Here is an 18,603-nt window from a genome sequence, read left to right as displayed (position 1 = left end):
CTTGCTGAATCAATGCCGCCAGACGTAGGACGAATCAGGTTCACGCAGCGTCCTGATTTCCTGCTCGAACGCAAAGCTGTCCAGATTGAGGCGGCGCACCGTCTCGTCCTGAAACGAGATGTAGACCGCCCGGTCCACCGGGTGAAACGACAAGGCCAGCGGGTTGCTGGGCAAGGAAAAGCAGCGCTGCTCCTGCAGGTCCAGGCCGAATATCGACAGCGAATGCTCGCCCGAGTTAGTGGTGAGCAGCAGGTCCTGGCCTTGCACGCCCTGGAAGCGGTAGACCCGGTTGGGGTCGCGCCGTGTCTTGCCTGAGGCTACGACTTTCATGCTGGCCGTGTCGACCGCGACGATGGTGTCGTCGCCGCGGTTGGCCACGTACAGCAGTGATTCGTCGGCCGACAGCACATTGCCCTCGGGCACCGGGCCGGGCATCATCGCGACCGGTGTGAAGGTCGGGTCGTTCGGCCTGATTTTGGTGACGGTGTTCGACAGCAGGTTCAGCGCATAAGCTGTCTGTGCATCTTTCGTCAGCGCAAACAGGTGGGTTTTGTAGCCGCCCGAAGACACAGCCAGGTCCGGTACATGCACCTTTGCCGGATCCGAGAAGCGCAGCAACACGTTGTGTGCCTCAGACATCACAAACAGGCGGCCCTGGCCGTCCACTGTCAAGCCATGCGGCCGGTAATACGGCCAGAGGTTCAGCGTGGCCACATGCTCGCGTTTGTCCAGGTCAATCACAAAGACCGAATGCCCACCTGCGTCTCCCAGATGGCTGGCGGTTTCGATGCCATAGTGGCCTACGTATGCAAGCCGGCGCACCGGGTCTATCGTGAACTCGTGCGGAAAGTTGGGCAAGACGATGTGTTCTTCCGCCAGGCCGGTGGCCAGGTCGTAAAAGCTGAAGGTATGGGCGCATTTCTGCACCAGCAAGAGTGTTTCCCGAAGGGGCATGGGTGTCCTGAAGATGGGGGAGCCTGAAAGGAAACAGAGAGAGAAAAAGAGAGAGAACGCGTGAAGGGGCCAGCCAAAGCCGTTTACCTGCCCCAGCGTAGCACCAGCGGGTCCAGCCGCTGCGCGGTGGCGATCAACCCCTTGCGAACCTCAGGGTGCATGGCGGGAAATGGATGGCGCGGCGCTTCACAGGCGATCACGCTTCCTTCCTTCATCAAGGCCTTGGCCGTCAAGATGCCGCCCTGGCGGTTTTCATAGTTGATCAGCGGCAACCAGCGGGTGTATTCGGTAATGGCTTCATCCCGCTTGCCGGCGACCCATGCATCCATGATCTTGCGAATGCCGTCCGGGTAGCCGCCACCTGTCATTGCACCGGTGGCGCCGGCTTCCAGGTCGGGTAGCAGGGTAATGGCTTCTTCGCCGTCCCACGGGCCTTCAATCGCGTCGCCGCCCAGCCGAATCAACTCGCGCAGCTTGGAGGCCGCACCCGGCGTTTCGATCTTGAAGTAGGCCACATTGCGGATCTCTTTGGCCATGCGTGCCAGGAAGGTTGCCGACAGGGTGGTGCCGCTGACAGGTGCGTCCTGGACCATGATGGGAATGTCAATGGCGGCCGACAGCGTGGCGAAGAACTCATAAGTCTTTTCTTCCGCCACGCGGATGGTGGCACCGTGGTACGGCGGCATCACCATGACCATGGCCGCGCCCAGGTCCTGCGCGCGGCGGCTGCGTTCGGCGCACACCCGGGTGCCGAAATGCGTGGTCGTCACAATCACCGGCACGCGGCCCGCTACGTGCTTGAGGATGGCCGCGGTGAGGACTTCCCGCTCGTCATCGGACAGTACAAACTGTTCCGAGAAATTGGCCAGGATGCACAGGCCCGTCGATCCCGCATCGATCATGAAATCAACACAGCGCTTCTGGCTTTCCAGATCGAGCTCGCCCGCATCAGTGAAAGTGGTGGGAACCACCGGGAACACGCCCGTGTATCTTGCTTTCATGCCGATCATTCGACGATGTTGAAGTCTTTGAGGAACTCGGTCTTCATCGTCAGGCCCAGGCCGGGCTTGTTGTCATCGAGCTGCAGGAAGCCGTTCTCCGCCACCGGTTCTCCGTCAAAGATGTAATAGAACAGCTCGTTGCCAACTTCCACGTCGAACATCGGAAAGTACTCGCTCATGGGCGAGGCGAGGGTGCTCATGGTCAGGTGGTAGTTGTGCATCTGCCCGGCGTGCGGAATCACCGGCACGCTGTACGCCTCGCACAACGCGTTGATCTTGTGCGCCGCCGTGATGCCGCCCACACGGTTGGTGTCGTACTGCACGACCGACACGGCTTTCTTGTCCAGCAGCTGTTTGAAGCCATAAAGGCTGAATTCATGCTCGCCGCCCGAGATCGGGATGCTGGTGAGCTGATTGAGCTCGGCATAACCGTCGATGTCGTCAGCAATGACAGGTTCTTCCACCCAGCGCGGCTGAAATTTTTCCAGCTTGGGCAGCATGCGCTTGGCGTACTCCAGGTTCCAGCCCATGTAGCACTCCATCATCAGGTCGTTGTCGTAACCAATGACTTCGCGGATCGCCTCGACGGCTTTCAGGTTTTCAGCTACGCCCTTGGTGCCGTGCGCCGGGCCGTAGCCAAAGCGCGACTTGAACATGGTGAAACCCTGGTCCAGGTATTTCTGCGCTTCGTCCTGCATGGCCTTGATGTCGGTACGGTAGAGCTTGGAGTAGTAGCAGGGAATCTTTTCCTTGGTGCGGCCGCCCAGCAGCTTGAACACCGGCTTGTTGACCGACTTGCCCAGGATGTCCCAGATCGCCAGGTCCACCGCGGAGATGGCAGCCATGGTCACACCCTTGCGGCCCCAGGCGTGGGTGCTGCGGTACATGCGCTGCCACAGGTATTCGTAGTCCCAGGGGTCCTGGCCCAGCACCAGCGGCGTGAGGTACTGGTCGATGATGGCTTTGGCGATGTGCGGCGCCAGCGCGACGTTGCCTAGGCCGACGATGCCGTCGTCGGTTTCGATCTCGACCACCGTCCACGAATGGAAGCGGAAGGTGCTCATGGACTCTGTCTTTGAGTAGACGAGGTCCATGGCGTTGGAGCAGAAATTGCCTTGCGGTGGAACGGTCTTGCCTTTCCACTCGAATACACGTGCGCGGACTGATTTGATCTTCATTTAAAGGTCCTGTGTGAGATGAATCTTTCGAGCCCTCCCCTGGAAGGGGAGGGTTGGGGTGGGGTGAGCCGTATTACTCCCTTTGGGGAGGCGCCGCCAGGCGTCCTCCCATGCGGCAGGCGATGCGAAAAGCGTTGAGCGTGGCGTTGACATCGGCCACGCCCTGGCCGGCGATGTCATACGCTGTGCCATGCGCCGGCGTGGTGATGGGCACCGGCAGGCCACCCTGCACGGTGACGCCCTTGCTGAAGCCCATGAGCTTGATGGCGATCTGGCCCTGGTCGTGGTACATGGTGACGATGGCCTGGTACTGGCCGGCCTGCGCTTTCAGGAAGATGGTGTCGGCCGGGAAGGGGCCGTCTACCGGCACGCCGCCGGCTCGCAGTTCGGCCACCGCCGGTTCGATGATGTCGATTTCTTCGCGGCCGCAGACACCGCCGTCGCCACCATGTGGGTTGAACGCCGCCACCGCTACTTTTGGGCTGTTGTTGCCGCTGGCCTTGAGCGATGCGTAAATCAAGCGGGTCGCGTCGACGATGCGCTCCTTGCTGAGCATGGCCGCTGCGTCTTTCAGCGGAATGTGCGAAGACACACGCGCGGTCCACAAGTCGCCCAGGGTATTGAACTCGCAGAAGTAGCCGGTCACGCCCAGGTATTCGGCAAAGTGGTGCAGCTCGTCTTCATGCTTCAGGCCGCCCAGCTTCATGGCCTGCTTGTTCAGCGGGGCAAAGCAGATGGCGTCGACTTCGCCGCGTTTGGCGCCGTCCATGCAGAGGTTGAGTACCTGCAGCACTGCGGCGCCGCAGGCGGCTTGCGCCTGGCTGCGCTGTACTTGCGCTGGCTGAATCGTGTCTGTGGCCAGGAAGGCGGGCAGGCTGCTGTCGGCACGGTTGCGCACTTCGGCCAAGCTGCTCACGGCTTGCGTTGCCACCGCCTGTTGGGCCGTGGCCTGGCCTTGTTGCCAGAGCCAGGCGTCGCCCACCAGCACGATGTTGGCGCCCGCCGTGATGCCGGGCTGACTCAGCAGCCGGGCAATCAGCTCGGGGCCTATGCCGGCCGCGTCGCCCAGTGTCAGTGCGACGACAGGCACCGGTTCTGTTGTCTGCTGCTTGCTCATGTCATCTTTTCCTTGTTCAGGATCATCAAAATCAGTCCAGCTTGATGTTTTTCTTGGCGATCAGGTCACCATAGCGCTTGTTCTCGTCATTATGAAATTGCGCGAACTGCGCCTGCGTCATGGGCGTCAGGTCCGCGCCGATCGCACCCAGCCGGGCTTGTGTTTCCGGCATCGCCAGGACCTTGGTGACCTCGGCGTAGACACGTTCCTGCACCGCCTTGGGCGTGGCTGCCGGCATGTAGATGCCGTACCAGGCGCTCATCTCGACACCCTTCACGCCGGCTTCGGCCATGGTGGGCACATTGGGAAGCTGCGGGTTGCGTTTCGCGCTGGCCACCGCCAATGGTTTGATGCGTCCGTTCTTGATCTGGCCGATCACCGAGGGCATGGTGTCAAAGCTCAGCTGCACCTGGCCGCCGACGAGGTCGATCAGCGCCGGGCCGCTGCCGCGATAGGGGATGTGCGTGATGAAAACGCCGGCCTGGTCCTTGAAGAGCTCGGCCGCGATGTGTTGCGTGCTGCCCGAGCCGCTGGTGGCGTAGTTGAGCTGGCCGGGTTTTGATTTGGCCAGCTTGATGAGCGACTGCACCGAATCTACCGGCAGGGCGTTGTTGACCACCAGCACATTGGGCACCGCGCCGACAAACACCACGGGCACCAGGTCCTTGTTGTTGTCATAGCCGAGTTTCAGCAGGTGCGGGGCAATCGCATGCGCGGTCGAAACACCCATCAGCAGGGTATGGCCGTCGGTCGCCTTGGCCGTCAGGTCGGCCGCCAGCGTGTTGGAGGCGCCGGGGCGGTTCTCGACCACCACCGGCTGCTTGAGCAGGGGCCCCAGCCGGTCTGCGACCGCGCGGGCCATGGCGTCGGTGCCGCCGCCGGGGGCCGATCCCACCAGGATGCGTACCGGCTTGCTGGGCCAGTCTTGCGCCAGCGCGGGGAAGGCGGCGGCCATCGCGGCAGCCGCCAGCAGCGCCGGGAGGAATGTAAAGGGTTTCAGGCGGGGCATTGTCTTTGTCTCCGGGTCTTTGTGCGGGAAAGCTTGAACGAATGCCTCGATGGTAGGGATGGCAACACTTAACGTAAATTGAAAATACCTGATTATTTGATAACCTATGGTGATCAATTGAATTGACCCCCTGAAAGACCGCCGATGCCCGACACTTCACCTGGCTCCTCCATTCCCCAGCTGCTCAACCGTCTGCGCATGCGCCAGGTCGCACTCATCCTGGCCGTGGGTGAACACGGTACCTTGCGCAAAGCTTCTGCGGAACTGGGCATGACCCAGCCGGCCGCCACCAAGATGATCCAGGAGCTGGAGTCCGCGCTGGGCCAGCGCCTGTTCGAGCGGGTGGGGCGCGGGCAAAAGCTCACGCCGGCCGGCGCCAGCGCATTGCGCTATTTCCGCGGCATGCGCGGTTCCATCGAGTCCATGACCCGTGAGCTGGCCGAGCTGCAGCTGGGCAGCTCCGGTCGGGTGTCGGTCGGCAGCATCATGGCGCCGTCGCCAAACTTGTTGACACACGCGATCATCGCGCTCAAAAAAGCTTACCCGCTGCTGTCGGTCGATGTCATGCTGGACACCAGCGACCGGCTGTTCGAGCTGCTGCGCGAAGGCGTGCTTGACGTTGCCATCGGGCGCATTCGCGACGAGCACCGGGCTGACTACGCCTTCACCCCGCTTGAAAATGAGGCGCTGGCCGTGGTGGCTGGCGTGCACCATCCGCTGGGGCAAAAAAAGGCGGTGAAGTTTGCCAGCCTGCTGGACTACCCATGGATATTGCAGCCCAAAGGCAGCCCGATGCGTGAGGTGCTGGAGCAGGAGTTCCGCATGTTGCAGGCGCCCACGCCCAAGGGCCTGATCGAAACCGCGTCCATCCTCACGACGACCAACCTGATTGCCGAAACCGACATGGTGGGCGTCATGCCGCAGTCGATTGCCGAGAACTACGCCCGGCATGGCCTGCTCAAGATCCTGCCCTGCTTCATCCAGCACAAGATGGAAGCGTTTGGCTCCATCACCCGCAAGGACAGGCCGATGAGCGACGCGGCACGGTTTTTCCTGGCGGCGCTGCACCAGAAATAGCCGCCGGAGGCCGATGGCAATCCGCTGCGGAGAAATTTCCTGAAAATTGCGGGCCTTGGTCCACGGAGTGAGCGCCGGCCGCTATGAGATATGCGTCAATGCCGGCGAAGAACAGAAATTGAAATCGGCGTGTGTGGTCATGGATGAACACTCCATGACCTGGATCAAGCTTTTGCCCCGTGCCATTGCTTACGCTTGGCGTATTGCCAACATTGGAAGCACACATGCCGAATCTTCAATGGTCAGACGCCCTCGTGCTCGGACTCCCCCTGATGGATGACACTCACCGGGAGTTTGTCGAGTTGCTTGCGCTGGCAGAAAACGCGGCGGACGATGCGTTGCCGGGCCACTGGCGAGCGCTGGTGGACCACACCGATGAGCACTTCAGCCGCGAAGACCGGTGGATGCTGGACACGCGGTTTTCATCCTCCAATTGCCACACTGTGCAGCACAAGGTGGTGCTGCAGGTCATGCGAGAAGGCTTGCTCATGGCCCAGGCCGGGGATTTCACGTCTTTGCGCCATATGGCAAGGGAGCTCGCTCTGTGGTTTCCGCAGCATGCGCAGACCATGGATGCCGCGCTGGCCCTGCATCTGCGCGGTATTGGCTACGACCCGCTAACGGGAGTGGTGAGCATGCCGCAAGCTTTGCCCAGGGACACCATACACGGTTGCGGTGGCCTGAGCTGTTCTGATGGCCAGGCGCTTTAACACACCGCATAAACGCGGCACGCTGTTGGGTCCGCTGGGTCATGCAATTTATTGCCCCGTTTGCCAACCCCCGCCCAGCGACTGAATCAGCGCCACCGCCGTGGTCTGGCGGTCGGCCATGGCTTGCACCAGTGCGCGGCGCGCGCTCAGCGCGGTGGCCTGGGCGGTGATGACTTCGGTGTAGCTCACCTGGCCGCTACGGTAGCGGTTGAGCACCTGCTGCTCGACCTGGTCGGCGGCCTGTGACGCCTGGCGGCGCAGTTCCTGCTGGGTCAGCAGCACGCGTGTAGCCGACAGCTGGTCTTCCACGTCCTGGAAGGCGGCCAGCACGGCCTGGCGGTAGCGCGCCACTGCCTGCTGGTGGGATGCCTCGGCGCCTTCCACGCGTGCGCCGGTGGCTCCCGCATTGAAGAGGACTTGCGCGGCCGAGATGCCGATGGACCAGACGCTGCTGGAAGCCTTGAAGAGGTCCGCCACCCGGCTGGCGCCCTGGCCGGCCGATGCGCTCAGCGACAGGCTGGGGTAATAAGCACTCTTGGCGATGCCGATCTGTTCATTGGCAGAGGCCACGCGGCGTTCGGCGGCGGCAATGTCGGGGCGGCGCTGCAGCAGCTCGGACGGTATGCCGACCGGCACGTCAGGCACTGAAGGGTTCCAGGCCACAGGGGCAATCGAAAAATTGCCAGGTGCTTCGCCGACCAGCACCGCGATGGCGTGCTCCAGCTGGGCGCGCTGGCGCACCAGGCCGGCGTCGTCGGCCTGCGCGTTGGCCAGCTGTGTTTGCGCCTGCAGCACATCGGTTTTGGCGGCAATGCCGGCGTTGTAGCGGTTCTGCGTGATGTCCAGCGCGCGCTTGTAGCCGTCAATCGTGTCCTTGAGCAGCGCCTTTTGTGCGTCTGTCTGGCGCAAGGACAAATAATTGGTCGCCAGTTCACCCTGCGCCGACAGTTTGGCCGAAGCCAGGTCGGCGGCGCTTGCCTGTTCGCTGGCTTTCGCGCCGTCCACGGTGCGGCCCAGGCGGCCCCATACATCGGGTTCCCAGCTGCCGCCAATGCTGAGCTGGTAGTTGTTGCCCACGCGGCCACCGACATTGTTGCCCGTCGTGCTGCTGCTACTGCTGCCCGAGCGGCTGGCGCTGCCATCCAGCGAAACCGTCGGGAACAGCGATGCCCGTTGCTCGCGCACCAGGGCGCGCGCCTGCGCGTAGGCGGCAACAGCCACCGCCACGTTCTGGTTGGACACTTCCACACGCGATGCCAGCTGGTCCAGTACCGGGTCCTTGAAGAGTGACCACCACGGGCCGCGCTCCAACGTATCGGCGGGCATTGCCGCGACCCAGCCTTGCGCTTCCTTGTAGGTGCTCACGTCGACCGTGGCCGGGCGCTGGTAGTCGGGGCCGACCGCGCAGCCGCCAACGGCAAGCACCAGCGCAGCGCACAGCAGGCGAAGCTGAAAGCGTGAACGGTATGCGGGGTGAGTGTCGGAAAAGTGTTTCATGGCGTTGTCAGTCATTGCAGTTGGAGCGGGGCGCCGGGCGGCGGCGCATCGGACTCGTCCGGGTGACGGCTGAGTTGGCGCTCGGAAGGACTGCGCCGGCGCAGCTTGTCCATCAGCACATAGACCACCGGTGTGGTGAGCAATGTCAGCAGCTGGCTGGCGATCAGGCCGCCGATGATGGCGATGCCCAGCGGTCGGCGCAGCTCGGCGCCTTCGCCGAAGCCGATGGCCAGCGGCAGCGCGCCCAGAATGGCGGCCAGCGTGGTCATCAGGATGGGGCGAAAGCGCAGCAGGCAGGCTTCGCGCACAGCCTCAATCGCGGAAAGGCCACGAGCCCGCTCGGCTTCCAGGGCGAAGTCGATGATCAGGATGGCGTTCTTCTTGACGATGCCGATCAGCAGGAACAGCCCGATCAGCGCGATGATGGAAAAATCCAGCTTGAACAGCAGCAAGGCCAGCACAGCGCCCACACCGGCCGAGGGCAGGGTGGACAACACCGTGATGGGGTGCACCAGGCTTTCGTACAGGATGCCCAGCACAATGTAGATCACCACCAGCGCCGCGAGGATCAGGAGGGGCTGCTCGTTTTGCGATTGCTGCGCATTGAGCGCCGTGCCGGAAAAACTGCCGCGCACGTTGTTGGGCAGCCGGATGTCGGCTTCCGCCTGGTGCACCGCGGCCTGGCCGTCGCTCAGCGTGCTGCCATCGGCGAGGTTGTAGGAAACCGTAGTGGAAAGCTCGCCGTCTTCGTGGCTGACCGAAGCGGCGGTGGGGTTTTCGCTGAAGGTGGCGATGGCCGACAGGGGCACCATCGTGCTGGCCGAGGCGCTCAGGACCTGGCCCGACGAAGAGTCACGCAGGGATGGATTGGCCACAGAGGTGGCGGTGGCCACCGTGGTTGCAGCCTGGGTGCCGGTGCTGTTGGCTGTGCTGCCTCCAGCCCCCTTGGCCGGTACGTAAATATCTTTCAGCGACTCGGGGCTGCGGGTGTAGCGCGGCGCCACTTCCATGATCACGTGGTACTGGTTGAGCTCGGCGTATATCGTGGCCACCTGGCGCTGGCCGAAGCCGTCATAGAGTGCGTTGTCCACATCGCGTGAGCTGATGCCCAGGCGTGCCGCGCTTTCCTTGTCCACGGTGACCATGGTTTCCACGCCGTTTTCCTGCTGGTCGGTGTCCACGTCGGTCAGGGCGGGCTGCAGTTTCATCTGGTCTGCCAGGCGTGTGGCCCATACGCGCAAGTCGGCCGCGTTGTCGCTTTTGAGCGTGTACTGGTAGGTCGAGTTGGTCTGGCGGCCACCTCCGCGCAGGTCCTGCACGGGGTTCAGGAAAAGGCTGACCCCGGTCACCCGTGCCAGCTGCGGGCGCAGCCTCGCAATCACGGCCTGGCCGGCTACGTCGCGTTGCCCCACCGGCTTGAGGTTGATGAACATGAAGCCTCCGCCCGCACGGGAACCACCGGTAAAGCCCACCACCGTGTCCACGGCCGGGTCGGCGCGGATGATGTCGACCAGCTGCTTGAGCTTGCCCTGCAGCGCCTGGAACGAAATGCTGCGGTCGGCGCGCAGGCCGCCGTTGATCTGCCCGGTGTCCTGTTGCGGAAAGAAGCCCTTGGGCGCTTTGACGAAGAGAAACCCGTTGAGCCCGACCACCGCCAGCAAAATCAGCATCACCAGCAGTTTGCTGTGCAGGGCCCAGTCCAGACTCACTTCGTAGCTGCGGTGCACGCGGTTGAAGGCACGCTCGAACCAGCGCGCCATAAAAGCAAAACGTCCGGTCTTCTTCTCGTGCGCGTCGGGCCTCAGAAGCCAGGCGCACATCATGGGTGTGGTGGTCAGCGAGATGACCAGCGAAATCATCACCGCAGCAGACAGCGTGACTGCGAATTCGCGGAACAGCCGGCCTACCTGCCCGCCCATGAAGAGCAGCGGGATAAAGACGGCCACCAGCGACAGGCTGATCGACAGCACGGTGAAGCCGACCTCGCGCGCACCCAGCAACGCGGCCTTGAAGCGGTCCATGCCGGCCTCGATGTGTCGGCTGGTGTTTTCCAGAACCACGATGGCGTCGTCCACCACGAAGCCGGTGGCCACGGTGAGTGCCATCAGGCTCAGGTTGTTGAGTGAAAAGCCCAGCAGGTACATCACGCCGAAGGTGCCCAGCAAGGAGACGACAGTGGCCACGGCCGGGATGATGGTGGCACGGGCGCTGCGCAGGAATGCACTGACCACCAGCACCACCAGCACGATGGAAATCAGCAGCGTGACTTCGATCTCGTGCAGCGAGGCACGGATGGAGTTGGTGCTATCGGATGCCACCTGCAACTGCACGTCCTGCGGCAGGGCGGCCTGCAGCTCGGGAATCAGGGCGCGCACGCCGTCGACAGTGGCAATCACATTGGCATCGGGCTGGCGCGTGACCAGCACGATCACCGCCGGCTCGCCGTTGAAAAGGCCGAGCGTGTTGATGTTTTCCACGCCGTCCTGTACCTCGGCCACGTCCTGCAGCCGGATGGCGGCGTTGTTGCGCCAGGCTACGACGAGATTGCGGTAGTCGGCGGCCTTGAGCCCGCCGCTGGCGGTGTTGGAGCCTGAGTAAATCTGGAAGCGCTGGCCGTTGCCTTCGATCGCACCCTTGGGCCGGTTGGCGTTCGATGCCTGCAGGGCTGCACGCACGTCTTCCATGGCGACACCATAGCGGTTGAGTGCAAACGGCAGCAGTTCCACGCGCACCGCCGGCAACGAGCCGCCGCCAAGCTCCACGTCGCCGACCCCGGGTACCTGGGCGATTTTTTGCTGCACGAGGTTGGAGACCTCGTCATAGATCTGGCCCGGTGAGCGAGTCTTTGACGTGAGCGCCAGGATGATGACCGGCGCCGAAGCCGGGTTGGCTTTGCGGTAGGTCGGGTTGCTGCGCAGTGTGGCAGGGAGGTCGGCGCGCGAGGCGTTGATGGCGGCCTGCACCTCGCGCGCTGCCGCGTCGATCTTGCGGTTCAGGTCAAACTGCAGGCTGACACGGGTTGAGCCGTTGCTGCTGTTGGACGTCATCTCATTGACGCCCGCGATCACGCCGAGGCGCCGCTCCAGCGGCGTCGCCACACTGCTGGCCATGGTGGAGGGACTGGCCCCCGGCAACGAGGCGCTGACCGAGATCACCGGGAAATCGACTTGCGGCAGCGGTGAGACCGGCAAGACGAAGAATGCGGCGATGCCCGCCAAGGCCAGGCCTATGGTGAGGAGGACTGTGGCTACCGGGCGGCGGACGAACGGTTCGGAGAGGTTCATGGCGTGGCTCCCACGCTGGCCGTGACGAAGGTGACTTTTGTTCGAACGGCGGGAATTTTTGCTGAGGGTAGCTGGCCGGGGGTAGCCCGGCGGCTACTCACTTTTCTTTTGCTTCGCCAAAAGAAAAGTAAGCAAAAGAAAAGGCGACCCTGCTGTCTGCGTCCCTCCGCTTCGCTACGGGCAACCTGCGGTGCTCGGTCCAGGCGGGGTCTCGCTCGAACTCGCCTTCGGCTCAGACAATCGCGATCCCTGATCCGCCTGACCCTGCGCTCCTCGGCGCATACAGAAGGGGCGATCGGGAACGGGGACCGAAGACAAATACCAACAAGGACACGCCATGGCGTGTCCTTGTTTCTTCTGGTGTTCGGATTCCGGCATTCGGCAGTGGGCTGTTCGGTATTTCTGTTTCCACCCCCTTGTGGATGCGCCGAGGAGCGCAGGGCCAGACGGATCAGGGCAAAAACTTGTTTGAGCCGAAGGCGAGTTGTTTTTGACCCCGGCTGGACCGAGTACCGCAGGTTGCCCCGGAGCGAAGCGCAGGGGACGCAGGAACCAGGGTCGCCTTTTCTTTGCTTACTTTCTTTTGGCGAAGCAAAAGAAAGTGAGTTGCCGCCGGCAACCCCGGCCCCGGGACAAAGCACACCCCGAAAGAACGAAAGAGCAACAGGCCTCACGCGGAAACCTCCTTCTCTTTCCCTTTCCCCCGAAACCTCCGCCCCAACCGGTCAAACGCCAAATAAATCACCGGCGTCGTAAACAGCGTGAGCACCTGACTCACAATCAGCCCGCCAAAAATCGCCAACCCCAGAGGCCTCCGCAATTCAGCGCCTTCGCCGAAGCCCAGCATCAAGGGCACGGCAGCAAACAGCGCCGCCAGCGTCGTCATCAGGATGGGCCGAAAGCGCAGCAGCGCGGCCTGGTGGATGGCGTCCTGCGGTGACTTGTCCTGGTTGCGTTCGGCGTCGATCGCGAAGTCAATCATCATGATGGCGTTCTTCTTCACGATGCCGATCAGCAGGATGATGCCGATGATGCCGATCACCCCGAGGCCTGACCCGCTGATCATCAGCGCCAGCAGCGCGCCCACGCCGGCGGAGGGCAGGGTCGAGAGGATCGTCAGCGGGTGGATGTAGCTTTCATACAGCACACCCAGCACGATGTAGACGCAGATCACGGCCGCCAGGATGAGCCAGAGCTGGTTGGACAGCGAGGCCTGGTAGGCGCCCGCCGCGCCCAGAAAGGTCATGGTCACGCTGGCTGGCATGGCGATGTCTTTGGCGGCCTCCCGGATCTCGTCGACCGCCTTGCCCAGCGAGACGCCGGGCGCCGTGTCAAAACCCAGTGTGGTGGCCGGGTACTGGGCCACGCGGGTAACCTGCAGCGGGGCCGCTTGCTCCGTGATGGTGGCAATGGCCGACAGCGGTGTTGGCGTGCCGGAGCCGGTTTTGAGTTGCAGGCTGCCCAGCGATGCGGGCGTGCGCAAGGAGTCGGGCATGGCTTCGAGGATCACGCGGTACTGGTTGGTCTCGGTGAAGATGGTCGAGACAATGCGCTGGCCGAATGCGCTGTAAAGCGCGTCGTCAATGGACGAGGTCGTGACGGCCAGGCGCGACGCGGTATCGCGGTCTACCGTGATGTAGGCCCCTGCGCCGCTGGAGCCTGCATCGGACGACACGTTGCGCAGGCTTTCGAGCTGCCGCATGCGCTGCGTGAGTTTGTTGGCCCATTCCACTACGGTGGCGTTGTTCGAGCCTTCGAGCGATACGCGGAACTGCGTGGGCCCGGTTTCAGCGTCGATGGTCAGGTCTTGCGTGGGTTGAAGGTACAGAGTAACCCCGGCTACCGCGGCGGCTCGCCGCTGCAGCCGGTCCATGGTTTCCTGCTGGCTGCCGGTGCGCTCTTTTTTCAGGTTGATCAGCATGCGGCCGGTATGCAGCATGGTGTTGTTGGCCGCATCCACACCAATGAAGGAGCTCAGCGTCTCGACGTCGGGGTCTTCCAGGATGGCCTTGGCCGTGGCCTGCTGCAGCGCGGCCATGCGGTCGTAGGACACCGACTGTGCGGTTTCCACGCGAGCCTGCAGCTGGCCGGTGTCCTGCGTCGGGAACAGGCCCTTGGGGATCAGTACATACAGCAACACCGTGAGCAGCAGGGTGGCCAGCGCCACCAGCAGCGTGGCGCCCTGGCGTTTGAGCACCCAGGTGAGCCACACGTCGTAGCGTGCGATCACGTCGTCAAAAAAAAGCTGGAGCCGCGCGCCCGCCTGGGCCATGCGGCCTTCGCCCGCCGTTTCCGGCACGTGCTTGAGCCATCTCGCCGACATCATGGGAACGAGGGTGAGCGACACCACGGCCGAGATCAGGATGGTGATGGCCAGCGTCACGGCAAACTCGCGGAACAGCCGGCCGACCACGTCACCCATGAACAGCAGCGGAATCAAAACCGCGATCAGCGACACCGTCAGCGAAATGATGGTGAACCCGATCTGCGTTGCGCCCTTGAGGGCTGCAGCCATCGGCTCTTCACCTTCCTCGATGTAGCGCGAGATGTTTTCGATCATCACGATTGCGTCGTCCACCACAAAGCCGGTGGCGATCGTCAGCGCCATCAGGCTCAGGTTGTTGAGGCTGTAGCCCAGCAGGTACATCAGGCCGCAGGTGCCGACGAGTGAAATCGGCACGGCCAGACTGGCGATCACGGTGGCGCGCAGGCTGTGCAGGAAAGCAAAGATCACCAGCACGACCAGCAGCACGGCCAGCAGCAGTTCAATTTCCACATGCATCACCGAAGCGCGTATGCCGGTCGTGCGATCGCTCAGAACATCGACCCTGAGGGAGGTGGGCAGGCCGGCCTGCAGTTCGGGCAGGCGTGCCTTGATGGCATCCACCGTGGCAATGACGTTGGCGCCGGGCTGGCGCTGCACATTGAGGATGATGGCTGGTTTCAGACCAGACCATGCGCCCAGCTTGATGTTCTCGGCGCTGTCCACCACCTGTGCCACGTCGGACACGCGTACCGCCGCGCCGTTGCGAAAGGCAATGATGAGGTTTTTGTAGTCGGCCGCGGCGACCAGCTGGTCGTTGGAATTGATCGAATAGGACCGTGTGGGGCCGTCGATGCTGCCCTTGGCGCCGTTGGCATTGGCTGCGGAGATCGCAGTGCGCAGTGAATCAAGCCCGAGGCCGTAGGAAGCCAGCGCCCGCGTGTCGGCCTGGATGCGCACTGCGGGACGCTGCCCGCCACTGAGTGACACCAGCCCCACGCCATTGACCTGGCTGATCTTCAGGGCCAGCCGGGTGTTGACGATGTTCTGCACCTCCGTTAGCGGCATGGTGTCGGAGGTGATGGCCAGTGTCAGCACCGGGGCATCGGCCGGGTTGACCTTGGCATAGACGGGCGGGGCGGGCAGGTCAGCCGGCAACAAGGAACCGCCGGCGTTGATGGCGGCCTGCACCTGCTGCTCGGCGACGTCCAGCGCCAGGCCCAGGCCGAACTGCAACGTGACGATGGAGACACCAGCGGCGCTGGTGGAGCTCATGCGCGAGAGGCCGGCCATCTGGCCGAACTGGCGTTCCAGCGGCGCTGTCACGGTCTGCGCCATCACTTCCGGGCTCGCGCCGGGATACAGCGTCTGCACCTGGATGGTGGGGTAGTCGACCTGCGGCAACGCCGACAGCGGCAAAAACTTGAAACCCACCAGGCCGGCCAGCACGATGGCCACCATCAGCAGCGAAGTGGCTACCGGGCGCAGGATAAAGGGGCGTGAGGGGCTCATTCAATAACCTTCGTGCTTCGCACTGCGATGCTATTTGCCTTGGGAACGGCCCGGCGGCTCATTCGTGAGAGTCCCGGGTCATTGCACCGGCCGTTCGCCCTGGCGGCGGTCCTTCATGCCTTGCCAGCGCGCCAGGGCTTCCGGGTCGCCCTTGTCGATCTGCTCCAGGAAGCGCTTGCGGCGTTCCAGCGCGACCGGGTCGTCCTTGACCTGGTCGAGCATGCGCTGGCGCTGCTCGGCCGTGGGGCCGGCGATGGAAGGCGGCGCAGCGCCGGGCTGCAGTGCTGCTGCCGGCGGCGTGGAAGGTGCCGCTGCCGGTGCGCTGCCTGCGGTGTCGGGTGCGGGGCGCTGGCGCCCGGCCGCGGAAGCGTCGCCGCCCGGTGCACTGGCGCCGCGGCGCTTGCCGCCCATGCCGGCGCCGGGTGTGTCGCCTGGCAGCACCACACTGGCGCCGTCCTTCAGGCGGTCGGCGCCTTCGGTGATCACGCGCTCGCCGGCCTTTAGCCCGGAGGTGATCACGATTTTTTCGGCTGTGGCCTGGCCGCGCTGCACCGGCCGCAGGGATACCGTACGGTCGGCGGCGTTCAGCACATAAACGTAGTCGCCGGTGCTGCCCAGGCGTACGGCGGTGACGGGCACCACCACCGCGTCTTCCAGTGTCTTGACCTGCAGCTGCACGTTCACGAACTGGCTGGGGAACAGCGTGAGCTTGCTGTTGGCAAAGCGCGCTTTGGCCCGTACAGTGCCGGTGGTGGTGTCCACCTGGTTATCGAGCGAGGCAAAAACGCCGGTATCGAGTGTGGCGGTGCGCGTGCGATCCAGCGCAACGACTTTCATGGCAGTGCTTCCAGCGGCGTTTTGCTGCAGCTCGCCCGCCCGGTCCTGCGGGACGGAGAAGACCACGTCAATCGGGCTGACCTGGGTAATCAGGGCAATGCCGTTGGCGTCGCTGTTACTCACCACATTGCCGACGTCCACAGTGCGCAGGCCCACGCGCCCACTGACGGGTGCCACCACGCGGGTGTAGCCCAGGTTGAGCCGCGCTGTGCCTTCGTTGGCCTTGTCGATGACGACTGTGCCTTCCAGCTGCTTGACCAGTGCGGCCTGCGTGTCGACTTCCTGCCGTGCAATCGAGTCCTGCTCGAGCAGGGTCTTGAAGCGCTGCAGGGTGACGCGGGCGCTGTCCAGCTGGGCCTCGTCGCGCTGGCGCTGGCCCACGGCCTGCATCAGCGCCATCTCAAACTGGCGCGGGTCGATGGTGGCCAGTAGTTCACCAGCCTTGACCATCTGGCCTTCCTTGAACAAAACCTTTTCCATCACGCCGGAAACCTGTGGCCGCACCCTGACCGTGGCCTGGGGAGTGACGGTGCCCAGGGCTTCCAGGACGATCGGGATGCTGGCCTTCTCGGCGGTGGCGACGCCTACCGTGGTGGCCGGTGCGCCGCGCCTGAAGGCTCCGCCAGGACCGCCTGGGCCGCCGCCGGTTGGAGTGTCTGTGGAGGGATGGGTGAGGTGCCAGGCCAGCCAGCCGGTGCCGGCCAGTGCCAGCACGGCGATCACGCTGCCGATGATGGACGCGCGGCGGCTCAGTCGTTTACGGGATGGGGTAGGGGCGCCGCTTTCCGGCGTCTCGGCTTTCGGGTCCATCAGCTGTCCTTGGTGCCCGCTACGCCAGACGGGCCGGCGCAGCATTTTTTTGTGTTTGATGGTGATTCATGCGCCGGCAGCCAAAGCCCTCGGGTCCACCTGACGGCGCACAATAATTATCACTGCAAGCCCTGGGGGCGCAGATAAAGCGCCTGAAAGAGGCGCGTAAATATCCGGTAAAGCGGCGATTGGCCTACACGGTTGCGGGCAACAACAGGAAGTCGAGCTGAATTGGCCTGTCGCTATTGTTTTAATAGCTGCTTGCGCCCGTTTTCATTGGGCTACAGCCATTTTTTTAATAACAACGACTACGCAAGCAACGCCGCGGTTTCTGCGGAGGACGGCATGCCGTCGATGGCGCCGTGCCGCGTAACGGACAACGCGGCAGCCGCGTTGCCCCACTGCATGGCAACAGACAGCGGTTCTCCGCGCGCCAGCGCAGCGGCCAGCGCGCCGGTGAAGGTATCGCCCGCGCCTATGGTGTCGCGCACTGCCATGGGGCGGCCCGGCAGTGAAACGGGCGGCTTGCCGGCCTGGAAGAGCCGGCAGCCGTCAGCGCCCAGCGTGACGAGCACGGCGCGTGTACCGCGGTTGAGCAACCGCAGGGCAGCGTCGTCCACCGAACCGGCAGGCGCTGCACCGGCCAGCAGGTAGAGTTCATGTTCATTGGGCGTGAGCACATCGACCAGCGCCAGAAGCTCGTCTGACAGGGGGCGAGCAGGTGCGGGGTTCAGTATGGTGATGGCGCCTGCCCCGCGGGCCAGGCGAAACGCCTCCAGCGTGGCGTCTGCAGGCACCTCGCACGAAGCCATCACGACGCGGCAAGCGCCCAGCACCTGCTGCGCGGCCTGCGCATGCCGCGCGGCCAGGCCTTTGCCGGCACCGGGATACACCGCAATGCTGTTGTCGCCGTCCTCGTAGACGAGGATTTGCGCAACGCCGCTGCGCTCACCGGCTACTTGCTCGACGTGTGTGGTGGCTATGCCTTCGTCCTGCCAAAGCTTCATCCCCATGCGCCCGAAGTCGTCGTCCCCGATACGTGCAATCAGTGCCACGTGCGCGCCCTGGCGGGCAGCGGCCACCGCCGCATTGCTGCCCTTGCCGCCCGGGCTGATGCTGAAATCGGTGGCCATCAGCGTTTCACCGCGCGCGATGGGCCGCTCGACGCGGGAGATAAGGTCAGCGTTCCAGCTGGCAACGCAAACGACCTCGGCATTCAATTCGTCATTCATATTGCAATATCAGAGGTGAAGAGAATCCCAAAAACCGAGAGACGCCGCGGAACCGGCTTTGCCGGGCCGCTAGCGTCGCCCCTCGAGGGGAAGGCGCCGCAGGTGCCTCGGGGGGAGTCATT

12 protein-coding genes are annotated in these 18,603 nt (G+C 63.7%); 2 read left to right on the top strand and 10 right to left on the bottom strand.

Annotated features, from left to right (window positions below; genetic code table 11):
• Positions 1–9: 9 nt before the first annotated feature.
• The 5 genes from AC1DU8_RS11880 to AC1DU8_RS11860 all read right to left on the bottom strand — a co-directional run bounded on the left by AC1DU8_RS11880 (position 10) and on the right by AC1DU8_RS11860 (position 5,259).
• The gene (locus tag AC1DU8_RS11880; RefSeq protein ID WP_477726784.1) at positions 10–954 is read right to left on the bottom strand and encodes a YncE family protein; all 945 of its coding nucleotides are present in this window, start codon (positions 952–954) and stop codon (positions 10–12) included.
• 83 nt (positions 955–1,037) lie between these two features.
• The gene (locus tag AC1DU8_RS11875; protein WP_457278717.1) at positions 1,038–1,955 is read right to left on the bottom strand and encodes a dihydrodipicolinate synthase family protein; all 918 of its coding nucleotides are present in this window, start codon (positions 1,953–1,955) and stop codon (positions 1,038–1,040) included.
• 5 nt (positions 1,956–1,960) lie between these two features.
• Positions 1,961–3,133 (bottom strand): L-rhamnonate dehydratase, encoded by a 1,173-nt coding sequence (locus AC1DU8_RS11870; protein ID WP_457278716.1) that lies wholly within the window; start codon positions 3,131–3,133, stop codon positions 1,961–1,963.
• A gap of 73 nt (positions 3,134–3,206) precedes the next feature.
• Positions 3,207–4,250 carry a 4-hydroxythreonine-4-phosphate dehydrogenase PdxA gene (locus AC1DU8_RS11865; RefSeq protein WP_457278715.1) on the bottom strand — a complete coding sequence of 348 codons (1,044 nt, stop codon included), beginning with the start codon at positions 4,248–4,250 and terminating at the stop codon, positions 3,207–3,209.
• A gap of 31 nt (positions 4,251–4,281) precedes the next feature.
• Positions 4,282–5,259, bottom strand: a complete 978-nt coding sequence (locus AC1DU8_RS11860; RefSeq protein ID WP_457278714.1) for a Bug family tripartite tricarboxylate transporter substrate binding protein — start codon at positions 5,257–5,259, stop codon at positions 4,282–4,284.
• A 144-nt stretch (positions 5,260–5,403) separates the two neighbouring features.
• On the opposite strand from AC1DU8_RS11860, the gene AC1DU8_RS11855 reads away from it, so the two are divergent.
• Together AC1DU8_RS11855 and AC1DU8_RS11850 are read left to right on the top strand one after the other, a co-directional pair.
• Entirely contained in the window at positions 5,404–6,336 is a 933-nt protein-coding gene (locus tag AC1DU8_RS11855; protein WP_457278713.1) for a LysR family transcriptional regulator, read from the top strand.
• A 224-nt stretch (positions 6,337–6,560) separates the two neighbouring features.
• On the top strand, positions 6,561–7,046 hold the full coding sequence (locus AC1DU8_RS11850) for a hemerythrin domain-containing protein (protein WP_457278712.1): 486 nt from the start codon (positions 6,561–6,563) through the stop codon (positions 7,044–7,046).
• A 48-nt stretch (positions 7,047–7,094) separates the two neighbouring features.
• On the opposite strand, the gene AC1DU8_RS11845 is transcribed toward AC1DU8_RS11850, so the two are convergent.
• The 5 genes from AC1DU8_RS11845 to AC1DU8_RS11825 form a co-directional block, all read right to left on the bottom strand.
• Complete coding sequence (locus AC1DU8_RS11845) at positions 7,095–8,543, bottom strand: efflux transporter outer membrane subunit (RefSeq protein WP_457278711.1); 1,449 nt, start codon at positions 8,541–8,543, stop codon at positions 7,095–7,097.
• A gap of 11 nt (positions 8,544–8,554) precedes the next feature.
• The gene (locus AC1DU8_RS11840) at positions 8,555–11,827 is read right to left on the bottom strand and encodes an efflux RND transporter permease subunit (protein ID WP_457278710.1); all 3,273 of its coding nucleotides are present in this window, start codon (positions 11,825–11,827) and stop codon (positions 8,555–8,557) included.
• 670 nt (positions 11,828–12,497) lie between these two features.
• On the bottom strand, positions 12,498–15,602 hold the full coding sequence (locus AC1DU8_RS11835; protein ID WP_457278709.1) for an efflux RND transporter permease subunit: 3,105 nt from the start codon (positions 15,600–15,602) through the stop codon (positions 12,498–12,500).
• A gap of 78 nt (positions 15,603–15,680) precedes the next feature.
• Positions 15,681–17,249: an efflux RND transporter periplasmic adaptor subunit gene (locus tag AC1DU8_RS11830; RefSeq protein ID WP_477726783.1), complete on the bottom strand. Its 1,569-nt coding sequence runs from the start codon at positions 17,247–17,249 to the stop codon at positions 15,681–15,683.
• Positions 17,250–17,557: 308 nt separating this feature from the next.
• Positions 17,558–18,481, bottom strand: coding sequence for a ribokinase (locus AC1DU8_RS11825; protein ID WP_457278707.1), 924 nt, complete (start codon positions 18,479–18,481; stop codon positions 17,558–17,560).
• Positions 18,482–18,603 lie beyond the last annotated feature (122 nt).

The organism is Polaromonas sp. P3_A5, assembly GCF_056403055.1.
The sequence above is the reverse complement of the archived record's forward strand: the minus strand, read 5'-3'. Positions and strand labels throughout refer to the sequence as shown.

Bases quoted from the DNA above. Each gene is read 5' to 3' on its own strand.
- AC1DU8_RS11880 (WP_477726784.1), bottom strand. From the start codon at position 954: ATGCCCCTTCGGGAAACACTCTTGCTGGTGCAGAAATGCGCCCATACC.
- AC1DU8_RS11875 (WP_457278717.1), bottom strand. From the start codon at position 1,955: ATGAAAGCAAGATACACGGGCGTGTTCCCGGTGGTTCCCACCACTTTC.
- AC1DU8_RS11870 (WP_457278716.1), bottom strand. From the start codon at position 3,133: ATGAAGATCAAATCAGTCCGCGCACGTGTATTCGAGTGGAAAGGCAAG.
- AC1DU8_RS11865 (WP_457278715.1), bottom strand. From the start codon at position 4,250: ATGAGCAAGCAGCAGACAACAGAACCGGTGCCTGTCGTCGCACTGACA.
- AC1DU8_RS11860 (WP_457278714.1), bottom strand. From the start codon at position 5,259: ATGCCCCGCCTGAAACCCTTTACATTCCTCCCGGCGCTGCTGGCGGCT.
- AC1DU8_RS11855 (WP_457278713.1), top strand. From the start codon at position 5,404: ATGCCCGACACTTCACCTGGCTCCTCCATTCCCCAGCTGCTCAACCGT.
- AC1DU8_RS11850 (WP_457278712.1), top strand. From the start codon at position 6,561: ATGCCGAATCTTCAATGGTCAGACGCCCTCGTGCTCGGACTCCCCCTG.
- AC1DU8_RS11845 (WP_457278711.1), bottom strand. From the start codon at position 8,543: ATGAAACACTTTTCCGACACTCACCCCGCATACCGTTCACGCTTTCAG.
- AC1DU8_RS11840 (WP_457278710.1), bottom strand. From the start codon at position 11,827: ATGAACCTCTCCGAACCGTTCGTCCGCCGCCCGGTAGCCACAGTCCTC.
- AC1DU8_RS11835 (WP_457278709.1), bottom strand. From the start codon at position 15,602: ATGAGCCCCTCACGCCCCTTTATCCTGCGCCCGGTAGCCACTTCGCTG.
- AC1DU8_RS11830 (WP_477726783.1), bottom strand. From the start codon at position 17,249: ATGGACCCGAAAGCCGAGACGCCGGAAAGCGGCGCCCCTACCCCATCC.
- AC1DU8_RS11825 (WP_457278707.1), bottom strand. From the start codon at position 18,481: ATGAATGACGAATTGAATGCCGAGGTCGTTTGCGTTGCCAGCTGGAAC.